General features: G+C 67.5%; 4 protein-coding genes. 1 reads left to right on the top strand and 3 read right to left on the bottom strand.

The features are described 5' to 3' along the window. Positions 1-42: 42 nt before the first annotated feature. The 3 genes from ACH492_RS13200 to ACH492_RS13190 form a co-directional block, all read right to left on the bottom strand. Entirely contained in the window at positions 43-1,428 is a 1,386-nt protein-coding gene (locus ACH492_RS13200; RefSeq protein ID WP_398985799.1) for an MFS transporter, read from the bottom strand. Between the two features lie 300 nt (positions 1,429-1,728). Continuing rightward, complete coding sequence (locus ACH492_RS13195; RefSeq protein ID WP_398985797.1) at positions 1,729-2,097, bottom strand: hypothetical protein; 369 nt, start codon at positions 2,095-2,097, stop codon at positions 1,729-1,731. A gap of 33 nt (positions 2,098-2,130) precedes the next feature. After that, positions 2,131-2,646, bottom strand: a complete 516-nt coding sequence (locus ACH492_RS13190; RefSeq protein ID WP_398985795.1) for an MmpS family transport accessory protein — start codon at positions 2,644-2,646, stop codon at positions 2,131-2,133. A 363-nt stretch (positions 2,647-3,009) separates the two neighbouring features. On the opposite strand from ACH492_RS13190, the gene ACH492_RS13185 reads away from it, so the two are divergent. Further along, positions 3,010-11,640, top strand: coding sequence for a DNRLRE domain-containing protein (locus tag ACH492_RS13185; RefSeq protein ID WP_398986219.1), 8,631 nt, complete (start codon positions 3,010-3,012; stop codon positions 11,638-11,640). The last annotated feature ends 21 nt before the right edge of the window (positions 11,641-11,661 follow it).

The following is an 11,661-nucleotide window of genomic DNA, read 5'->3' as shown; positions in this document are numbered from 1 at the left end:
CCCTACGCCATACGTCTGCCTACCTACCTACCGGCCTGCCTGTCAGGCAGTTCGCGCATCGGCCGCTCGAGCCGCCGGCCCGCCGTCTTCCACCGGCTCGGCCTCGACTGCGTTCAGATCCCGCTGCCGGGTCTCGCGCGCACAGCCGATGGCCACGACGGTGAGCAGCGCGGCGGCGATGACGTACAGCGCGATCGGCGTCGACGAGTCGTAGTCGGCGAGGAGCGCGGTGGCGATCAGCGGAGCCGGAGCACCGGCCGCGACGGATGAAAACTGTGCACCGATGGAGGCCCCGGAATAGCGCATGCGCGTGGCGAACATCTCGGAGAAGAACGCCGCCTGGGGCGCGTACATCGCCCCGTGCAGCACAAGTCCCACCGTGACGGCGAGCAGCAGACTGCCGAAGCTGCCCCTGTCGATGAGCGCGAAGAACGGGAACATCCAGGCGCCGACACCGATCGCGCCGACGAGATACACAGGCCTGCGCCCGATCCGGTCCGACAGCGCGCCCCACGCCGGGATCACCGCGAAGTGCACGGCTGAGGCAATGAGTACGGCATTGAGCGCGGTCTGCTTGCTGAGTTCCACCGCGGTCGTCGCGTAGACGAGGATGAACGCCGTGATGACGTAGTAGCTGATGTTCTCCGCCATCCGCGCACCCATCGCCACCAGCACATCGCGCCAGTGGTGCCGCAGCACGGCGACCAGCGGCATCTTCTCGACCTGCCCGGAGACCGCCTTGCGCTCCTCGGCCTGTGCCAGCGCCGCCTTGAACACCGGAGATTCATCGACAGAGAGACGTATCCACAAACCGACGATCACGAGCACACCGGAGAGGAGGAACGGTATGCGCCAGCCCCATGAGGTGAAGGCGGCATCCGAGAGCAACGCGGTGAGAGCGGAGAGCACCCCGGTGGCGAGCAACTGCCCGGCGGGCGCCCCGGTCTGCGGCCACGAAGCCCAGAACCCGCGCCGCTTGGCGTCCCCGTGCTCCGACACGAGCAACACGGCCCCGCCCCACTCACCGCCGAGCGCGAACCCCTGCACCAGCCGCAACACGGTGAGTAGCACGGGCGCGGCGCTCCCGATGGTGGCGTGCGTCGGCAGCAGCCCGATGGCGAAGGTCGCCCCACCCATCAGCAGCAGGCTCAGCACCAGCAGCTTCTTGCGGCCGAGCCGGTCGCCGTAGTGCCCGAAGACCAGCGCCCCGAGGGGGCGGGCGGCGAAGCCGACGGCGTAGGTGAGGAAGGAGAGGAGAGTCCCGACGAGCGGGTCGGAGCCGGGGAAGAACAGCTTGTTGAAGACCAGCGCGGCGGCCGATCCGTAGAGGAAGAAGTCGTACCACTCGATGGTCGTGCCTATGAGGCTCGCGGCGACGATGCGCTTGAGTGAGCTGGGTGTGGGTGGAGCGGCTGCAGAGGCGGCCATGGTCACCACTTCCGGGCGAGGTGCGGGGACGTTTAGGTGTCGCCACACCGTAGAAACGCGCAGGTCACCGGCACATGTGGTGGGACACCACAGTTCGGGGGGTCAGGGTGCGCGCGACCACCATGACGGGAGCGTGGGGGCTGGGTCAGAGTGCGAATTGGAGTGGGGAAGGGGCCTATCGGAGTTGCGTGATTCGCCACGGTTTGGTGGCCCGGTGCTGATTCCCGTGCTGGTTCGGTGCTGACCTGAAACCCCACGTCAGCACCCCTGATCACCTCTCCCGTGCTGACTTGGTGCTGACTACGCAGCGTTGAACTTCGACATTCCGTGCGGATGGGGGACACCGCCTGGGCTCATCCGGCATGCGGCCGACGCCAGCCCAATCTGATCCCTTGCTCCACCGCTGGCGGCGTCGCGCGGGGCTCGACCGCAGACACCGGTGGCCCTGTCGCGCGTACGGACCTCTGCCGTGCCGCCGAGCTCGGTGCGCGGTTCGGCCCAGGTGACGCCGAGCAGGCTGAGCGGCTCTGTGCGCCGAGCGGGCAGCGACCGCTGGGCGGGATCGGAGCCGTGCAGCGCGATGCTCCGCACTCCGGCCGGAATCTGCGCCGCGGGCGTCGCCGGGGAGGTCAGACCGAGGGTCGCGAGGGTGACGGCGGTGGCCACCACGCCCCTGCCCGTACGGCGGAAGAGGTGCGGGGGTCACTGGGCTCCTTCAGGCGCTGCGGACGCTTTGGGGGTGGGGAGTTCACTGCTGCACGTGGTCCGGCCGAAGGTACCGGTGGCGGTGGCGCGTTGGACGTGCTTGCCACGTACGGCGAGGGTGCAGCTGGCCGTGCCGCCCTTCTCGCCCAGGGTGACGTTGAAGATCGGGGAGGCGCCGAGCGGAACGCTCACGGTCTTCCGCCATGGCAGGCCGACGTTCGTGACGGTATTCGCCTTGTCGCCGCCGGCCCCGCGGTAGGAGATGTCGGCCGCGCCCTCGCCGAGCACCTCGTAGGTCACCTCGACGGTGGGCGTGGTCGCCCGCTTGTCCGCCGGGTCGTCGTCGGAGTTGAGGACTCCATAGGTGACGAACGCGCCGCATGCGAGCAGCAGAGCCGCGGCGACGGCGATGCCGCCGCGGTCGGTGCGGCGGTCGTCCGGGGTCCGGGAAACCCTTGTGGCGTCCGGGGCTTCGGACTCATCCCGTCCTGCCGGTTCTTCGGTCGTCGGCATGGCCCGGCTTTCTGTAGACGTGAATTCGGCTGGGTTATACACCATCGGATTCAAGGAGTGCCAGGCAGCAGAAAATTCGGTCAAGGTGACCTCAACTGGCATCGGTCTGTCCAGCGAAATGCCGTAATTGCGCGGTCGGTTGACGAACCATCAACTGTGTGACGAGGATCCTCCCGCCGTGATCGGCTCACCTCTGACGAGGCCACTCTTCCGTATGCGGAAGGTGGCCTGGTCTGGCGTGCCTTGAGGTGCTCCGGTCCGAGGTCAGGTCCACCGTGACCGGCGACGGAGTGGCCGCGTCGGCGCGGCGGTGCGCCTTTTTCGCCTTGCGGAATGGGTGCCGATGAAGGGGATGGCGTGAGAATGAGATACGGGCGGGCGATAGCCTGCCTCGTGGTTTCGGCGGTCGCCGGGACCTTGCTGCCACAAGTCGCTTATGCGGCACCGGTTTCGCGCGATAACGACGAGGGTATCGTCGATGCCTTTGCGGGCTGGTTCTCGGAGGACGAGAGCGAGTCGAGCGGGCCGGAGGAGCCGTCGACCGGTGGGACTCCGACGCTGCCGAGCCGGGAGAAGCTGCCGAAGGGCAAGGTGGCCGCGAAGCCGAAGCGCATTGCGGAACTGACGGGCAGTCGTACGGCGAACGCCCGATACTGGCAGCTGTCCGACGGCCGGGTGCAGGCCGAGGTGTCGGCGGTGCCGACGGCGTACCGGTCGGGGAAGTCGTGGAAGGACATCGATCCGACGGTCACCCCGACCGGTGCCAAGGGCTTCGCCTTCGCCAACACGACGAATGCCGCGCGTAGTTGGTTCGGATCGGACGCCGGCAGGCTGATCCGTTTCGAGTCCGGTGACGGGCATGCTGTCACTCTGGGCCTCGAGGGCGCGGGCGAGCTCACCCCCGTCGCCAAGGGCGACACCGTCACGTACAAGGACGCCGTGGCCGGTGCGGACCTGGCGTACCAGGTCGGTCCGGGCCGGGTGAAGGAGAACATCGTTCTGGACCGGAAGCCCACGGGCCCGGTCTCCTTCACGTTCACGCTGGACGCCGGCGGGCTGACGCCGAAGCCGGGCAAGGACGGTTCGGTCTCCTTCTACGGCGAGGCCGCCAATCCGGTCCTGGTGATCCCCGCGGCGTTCATGACGGACGCCAGGAAGAACGCCCAGTCGCCGTACGGGTTCTCGTACAGCAACAAGGTCACCCAGAAGCTGACCAGGGCCGGCAAGGGCTGGAAGCTCACGGTCACTCCGGACGCGAAATGGCTCGCCGCACCGGAGCGGCAGTACCCGGTCACGATCGACCCGACGATCGCCATCGCGCCGACGCCGACCACGGCGCAGGACGTGATGATCTCCTCGGACGGTCCGGCGTCGAACTACGACGACAACTGGCGTCTGTCGGTCGGCAACACCAGCACGGGCGCCTCCCGCGCACTGCTGAAGTTCCCGCTGACCGGCGTACCGGCCGGCACCAAGCTGGATGCGGCCGACCTGAAGCTGTACTACGACCAGACCCACACCACCGGCGAGACCGAGGTCCAGCTGGAGGCGCACCGCGCCACCCAGGCGTGGACCGAGGAGAACGCCACCTGGAACAGCGCGAACACCTTCACCGGTGAGCTGTCGGGCACGGCCGTGGTCGTCGACGACGGCGACTCCGGGAAGACCGCTGCGGTGGGCTCGTGGCCGGCGTCGGGGAACACGACGTACACGCAGCACGCGGTGAACCAGGACTACCTGTACAACAAGGACACGGTCGCGGGTGACACGTACACCTGGCAGCCGAGCCTTCCCGAGGACGGTACGTATCAGGTCGAGACGCACTACGTCCCGGCTTCGGACCGTGCCACCAACGCCCCGTACACCGTCACCTACGACGGCGGGTCGAAGCAGTACCTGGTTAACCAGCAGGCCGGCACGGCCGGGGTCTGGAAGACGCTCGGGTCGCATCGGTTCAAGGCGGGCACGCTCGGCAAGATCGTCCTGGGTGACGGTCCAGCGTCGACGTCGACGTCGGTGATCGCGGACGCCGTCCGGTTCACCAAGGGCGGTGTGGTCACCAAGAAGCCCGGTGAGCTGAACACCTGGCACACCTTCCCCGTCACCAAGACCGTCCAGCAGTGGGTCGACGGCACCTACACGAACCACGGTTTCGTGATCAAGGCCGGTGACGAGTCCGCGAACGGCCCCAAGGGCGGTCCGCGGTACGAGGGCAGTGAGTTCGCATACGGCGGTGAGACCGCCAACTACCCGCGCCTCGTCCTCACCTTCGGGCGTCAGGGTGTGGATCTCGCGGCTCCGACCACCATCCACGACACCGGCGCGGAGCTTTCCTGGTCCGCGTATCAGGACCAGGACCCGATCGGGACCGGCGACGACATCGTCGAGTACCAGGTCCACCGCTCCATCAACCAGACCTTCACCCCCTCGGCCGCCACTCTGGTGTCGCCCGTCGCGCCGGGCACCACGGCGTTCACGGACACCACGGGTGTGCCGACGAAGGCGGGCGACCCGGACCCCTTCGGTCGCGCGTACTACTACATGGTCGCGGTGAAGACGAAGGACGGGCAGGTCGTCGCCGCTCCGACGCAGCTGGTCCGCCTCCCGAAGGCGGGCCGGACGACGAAGGTGCTGACAGCGTCGCAGGACACCACCCTGTCCTCGGTCCGCTCCACCAACACCCACGACACCATCGACGACGGCGGCCCGAAGAACTGGCTGAGCGTCGGCAACAACTCCGCCACCTACGGCGACACCCGCGCCCTGCTGAAGTTCCCGGCCCTCGGCATCCCCACCACCGCCCGGGTCCTGGACGCGAACGTACGGCTGTGGAGCACGCAGACCGCTCAGGACACTGCGGGGGCCGTGTATGAGCTGCGGCCGCTCACCCGTGACTTCGACGAGGCCACCGCGACCTGGGTCAAGGCCAACTCGAACACCAACTGGACGACCGCGGGCGGTGACTTCGGCGCCGTCGCGGGCGACACGGGCGCGAAGACGAACGACCCGGCCCGCCACGACTGGGGCATCACCTCCCTCGCGCAGTCGTGGGTGACCACCCCCGCCTCCCAGCAGGGCGTGGCCATCAAGATGGCCGACGAGGCCGCCTCCCAGGAACGCACCCTGTTCCTGTCCTCCGAGGGCGCCGAGCCCCGTCTCCACCCCAGGATCGTGGTCACCTACATCGACTCGACCACCGAGTCGACGTACTACGCGCCGCAGACCCCGGCACGGATCACCCCGAACAGCGACCACACCGTCGAGTTCACCCTCACCAACACCACCACATACGTCTGGAAGGCCGGCACCCACGCCCTGAGCTACCGGTGGACGCTCCCGGACGGCACGGACGTCACCACCGGCGGCAACCAGCTCCAGACGGCCCTGCCCGCCGATCTGCTGCCTGGTGACTCGGTCACCCTGCAGGCCGCGATCCGCGCCCCCATCAACTCCGACTCCGGCAACAAGCGCACCGAGTACGTCCTCACCTGGGACGTCCGGGACACGGCGGCGGGCACCTGGCTGTCCAGCACGGGCGGCATACCCGGACTCCAGCAGAACGTCACCGTCGAGGACCCGACCTCGGACCAGCTCGGCCTGGAGAAGTACTACTCGTACAACGGCAAGAACACCGGCGCGGGTTCGTCGCTGATGAACAACACCGCCGCCGGGAACAGCGTCTGGCAGTACAACGCCCTCAGCAACCCGGGCCGCGGTCTGAACACCTTCGTCCGCTTCGCCTACAACACCCAGGACACGTCGGACACCGTCGCCGGTCACGGCTGGTCCGTGCAGGCCGCGGGGCCGATCCGGCTCGGGGCCCCGCTGGACTTCCACCCGAACCCGAACCCGCGAGAGGTCCGGCTGCCCGACGGGGACGGGACCACCCACGTCTTCCGCAAGCAGGAAGACGGCACGTGGAAGGCGCCGGCCGGCGTCCACTTCCGGCTGTCGGCCAAACCGGGACTGGACTGCACCCCTGCGAAGGACCCGGTACCGGACGCCTGGACGCTGACGCGCCCGGACGGCACCCGGTTCCTGTTCGGCTGTGACGGCTACCAGACGTCCGTCGTCGACAAGAACGGCAACACCCAGACGTTCACCTACGAGGAACGCAAGTCCAACAACAAACCGACGAAGTTCCTCAAGTACATCACCGACCCTGCCGGGCGGCAGACGCTCACCGCTGCCTACTACACCAAGTCGGACACCAGCAGCCCCAAGATCATCGACCACCTCAAGTCGATGACCGACGTCTCGGGCCGCAAGCTGGCCTTCGAGTACTCCGACAAGGGACTGCTGACCAAGCTGACGGACGGCGCGGGCTCGTCCCAGCCGAAGGTCTTCGGCTTCACGTACGACGCCACCCAGGGCAACAAGAACGTCAAGCTGGTCCAGATCAGCGACCCGCGCGGTAACGCCACCGGCCTCGACTACTACTACCCGAGCGAGGGCGACGACCCGAAGTACCACTGGTGGACCCAGACCATCACCGACCGCATCGGCGGCACCACCGAGTTCGCCTACGCCCCGGACACGGCCGACACCCGCTTCACGTCCACCGTGGTCACCGACGCCGAGGGCCACGACGCCACGTACGTCACCGACGACTACGGGCGCCCGGTGCGGTCCGTCAACGCCAAGTCGCAGCAGACCGAGCTGGCGTGGGACGCGGACAACAACGTCACCTACATGGAGGAGAACAACGGAGCCGTCACCGCGTACTGCTACGACGCGCTCACCGGCTACCCGCTGTGGAAGCGCACCGCCGAGCACAACACGGGAGGGGTCCCGCCCCAGAGCGACTGCGCGCCCGGCAAGTACCCTGTCAACGCCCAGAAGTTCGAGTACGTCAAGCGGCTGGACGGCTACTCTTCCGACCTGTACCGCAAGACGTCGCCGGAGGGCCGCGCCTGGGAGTTCGGCCATGACACCTTCGGCAACCTGAAGTCGGTCACCGACCCGAAGGGCGTCTCGACGCCCACCGAGGGCGACTACACGACCCGGTACGAGTACGACGCCTACGGTCAGCTCACCAAGGCCACCGACGCCAACGGCCACTCCACGGTGAACAGCGAGTTCGTCCCGACCGGTTACCCGGCGAAGATCACGGACGCGCTCGACAACAGCTCGACCTACGAGTACGACGAGCGCGGCAAGGTCACCAAGTCCACCGATCCGCTGGGCCACCGCACCACGCAGACGTACGACACGTACGGCCGGCCGCTGGTCAGGACGGTACCGAGGGACCAGGCCACGAACGACCTGATCACTGTTCCGGCACCCGACTACGACGCCAACGACAACGTCACCAAGGCGATGGCGCCCACCGGAGCGGTCTCCACGGCGGTCTACGACGCGGCCGACCAGATCACCGAGGCCACCTCTCCGCAGGACTCGCCGACCGAGCCCCTGCGCCGGACCGCCTACACCTACGACAAGACCGGTCACCTGAGGACGACGACCGAGCCGAAGGGCGTGGCCACACCCGAGATCCCGGACGACTACACCACCACCCAGAACTACGACGAGATCTACCAGCTCGCCTCGGTGGTCAACGCCGTCGGCGAGAAGATCTCCTACGAGTACGACTCGGTGGGCAACAACGTCAAGGTCGTCGACCCGAAGAAGAACCGGACGGCGGACCCCGACGACTTCTCGTCGAAGATGACCTACGACCTGGAGCACCGGGTCACCTCGGTCACCGACCCGCTGGGCAACCTGACGCGCCGCAGCTATGACAAGGACGCGCTGGTCGTCGCCGACACGGACCCCGACGGCAACACCACCCTGTCCAGCTACGACGAGCGGGGCCGCAAGACCGAGATCAAGGTTCCGCACTCGGGCACCGGCGGCGACACCACGTACCGGACCACCCGCTACGAGTACGACCAGGTCGGCAACGCCACCCGGGTGATCACCCCGCGCGGCACGGAGACCGCGAACGCCGACGACTTCACCAAGCGCACCGAGTACGACGCGCTGAACCGGCCGGTCAAGCAGTACCTGCCGTACAACCCGTCGGACGCCCGCTACAACGACCCGAACGTCTACACGCAGACGTTCTACGACGCGGCCGGCCGCGTCACCCGGACCTCGCTGCCGCCCTCGGAAGGCCAGACGGTCCGCAACGACACCGAGGTCACCTACTACGACAACGGGTGGACCAGGAGCTCCACCGACCCGTGGGACATCAAGACCAGCTACGAGTACAACGACCTGGGGCTGCAGACCTCCAGGACGCTGAGCTCCGCCGGCGACTCCGTCAGCCGCACCATGGGCTGGAGCTACTACCCGAACGGCAAGCTGAAGGAGAAGACCGACGACGGCGTGCCGGTCGGCACCGCGGTGCCCCTCGTCGACAACTCCGACATCCAGCACACCGGCTCCACCGGCACCTGGACCACGGCGAGCCTCACCGGTCAGCAGGGCTTCGACCACCGCGTGCACGCGGCCGGCAGCGGGACGGACGCGTACTCCTGGACACTGAACATCCCCAAGAACGGCAAGTACACCGCCTACGTGAAGTTCCCGCAGGTCACGGGCGCAAGCAAGACCGCCAGGTACAAGGTCACCCACGCCGGTGGAAGCACCGACAAGACGGTCGACCAGTCCACCGCGGCGGGCACCTGGGTCAGTGTCGGCACGTACGACTTCACCCAGGGCAACGCGGCGAAGCTGGAGCTGTTCCAGGCCGCCGACGGCAAGGTCGTGGCCGACGGGGTCAAACTGGTCCGCGACCTGACCGGCGACATCGACGCGGAGAAGCACCACTTCCGCTACGCCTACGACCTCAACGACAACCTCTCGCTGATCGACGACCTGTCGTCCGGCGCCAAGGTCGACAAGTACACGATCTCCTACACCGGCCTGAACCGGGTGTCCCGGATCACCGAGACCCTGGCCGGCCAGGAGAAGACGAGCACGGCCTACACCTACGACCCCAACGACCAGCCCGAGACGATCACCCACCCCGACCAGTACTCGAAGTACACCTACGACCTGAGGGAGAAGGTCAAGTCGGTCTCGGTGGGCACGTCGCCCACGGACACCGACCCCAAGGTCACCTCCTACACCTACACCGACCGCGGTGAGGCGCTGCGGGAGACCAAGGACAACGGCAACACCGTCGACCACACCTACTTCCTCGACGGCTCGGTGAAGACCAGCGCGGAGAAGAAGGCCGACGGCACGCTGGTCGCCTCGCACACCTACGCCTACGACGCCAACGGCAACAAGGCGCAGGACGCGGCGAAGAAGATGAACGCCGACAACCACTCGGCGTACCTGGAGTCCACCACCGCCTATACCTACGACCCGGTCGACCGGATCGCCAAGTCGGTGAAGACCGGCAACGGCGCCGCCACGGAGACGTACGTCCACGACGACAACGCCAACGTCGTCCAGCAGACCGTCGGCGGCACCGCCACGGACTTCCGTTACGACCGCAACCGACTGCAGACGTCGACCACCGCCGGGTCCGTCACCTCCTTCAACTACGACCCGCTGGGCCGTCAGGAGTCGACGTCCCAGGACGGGCAGGTCGTCTCGCGCAGCATCTACGACGGCTTCGACCACGTCGTCGAGTCCCAGCAGCGGGACGCGAACGGCGCGATGAAGTCGACGAAGTACACCTTCGACCCGCTCGACCGCACCTCGTCCAAGACCGCCGACGGCAAGACCACCGACTATCGCTACCTCGGCCTCTCCCAGGAGGTGCTGACCGAGGAGGTGGCCGGCAAGCTCACCAAGTCGTACCAGTACAGCCCGTGGGGCCAGCGCCTGTCGCAGGTCAAGCACAACGAGAACGGGACGACCGAGGACGCGTACTACGGCTACAACAGCCACACAGACGTCGAGACCCTGACCGACGGCAGCGGCAACACCAAGGCCACCTACGGCTACACGGCCTACGGCAATGACGACTCGTCGGAGTTCACCGGCATCGACAAGCCGGACGCCTCCGATCCGACCAAGGAGGAGTACAACTCCTACCGCTACAACGCCAAGCGGTGGGACGCCGGATCCGGCACGTACGACATGGGCTTCCGCGACTACGACCCGGGGCTGAACCGCTTCACCACCCGGGACATGTACAACGGGGCCCTGGCCGACATGGGTCTGGGCAGCGACCCCTTCACCGGCAACCGCTACGCTTTCACCGGCGGCAACCCGATCAGCAACGTCGAGATCGACGGTCACTGGTTCGCCCTCGCCATCCCGGTGGTCGCCGCGGTCTTCGTCGCCGCGGTGGTCGTCACGGTCGCGATCATCGCCGTCGCTGCCGCCGTCGAGTACGTCGTCAACGAGGTCCGGGAACGGATCGACGAGCGCTCGCGGGCGCGGGACGACGCCGACGACCAGCCCGCACCCGACCCGCGGCGCCTGCCGCGGCCCCAGCCCGAGCCCGACGACGACGACAACCGGTCCGGTTGCGGCGACGGCTGGATCAAGTACGGCCAGCGCGACGCGGCCAACGGCAACCGGGCCACGGCGGGAGAGGCCTGCCTGACGAAGGAGTACCTGAAGAAGAACAAGGGCACTGCCGTGGGTTCGAACCCGCCCGGATACACGTGGGCGCAGAACTTCGCCAAGGGCAAGGGCCTGGACGAGCAGAAGAACGTCAACGCCTGTCACCTCATCGGCAACAAGCTGGCGGGCAAGGGCGTCCTGGCGAATCTCTCCCCGTGCGCGCGCGGCGCCAACGCCAAGCAGATCGGCTCCACGCAGGGCGAAGAGCACATGAGGAAGTACGAGAGCATGGTCTACACGGCCGTGATGGCCGGCCAGGACGTCATGTACACCGTGTCACCCCGCTACGACGGCAGCAGGACGGTGCCGACCGGGTACGACATGTCGGCGTACGGCGTCAATCCGGACGGCTCGGTCGGGCTCAACTTCCAGGTGTTCATACCGAACGAACTCAGCACGGGAGACAATCTCGGCACACAGAGCAGCGGCGGTGCGCCGACACCCACGGGGAGCACCCCATGACGCGGACCGACGAGGATCGAA

It is taken from the genome of Streptomyces sp. NPDC019443, assembly GCF_044389785.1.
Lineage (GTDB): Bacteria > Actinomycetota > Actinomycetes > Streptomycetales > Streptomycetaceae > Streptomyces.
The sequence above is the reverse complement of the archived record's forward strand: the minus strand, read 5'-3'. Positions and strand labels throughout refer to the sequence as shown.

What these genes read in the sequence shown, in the direction of transcription:
- ACH492_RS13200 (WP_398985799.1), bottom strand. Translation starts at nt 1,428, where the DNA reads ATGGCCGCCTCTGCAGCCGCTCCACCCACACCCAGCTCACTCAAGCGC.
- ACH492_RS13190 (WP_398985795.1), bottom strand. Translation starts at nt 2,646, where the DNA reads ATGCCGACGACCGAAGAACCGGCAGGACGGGATGAGTCCGAAGCCCCG.
- ACH492_RS13185 (WP_398986219.1), top strand. Translation starts at nt 3,010, where the DNA reads ATGAGATACGGGCGGGCGATAGCCTGCCTCGTGGTTTCGGCGGTCGCC.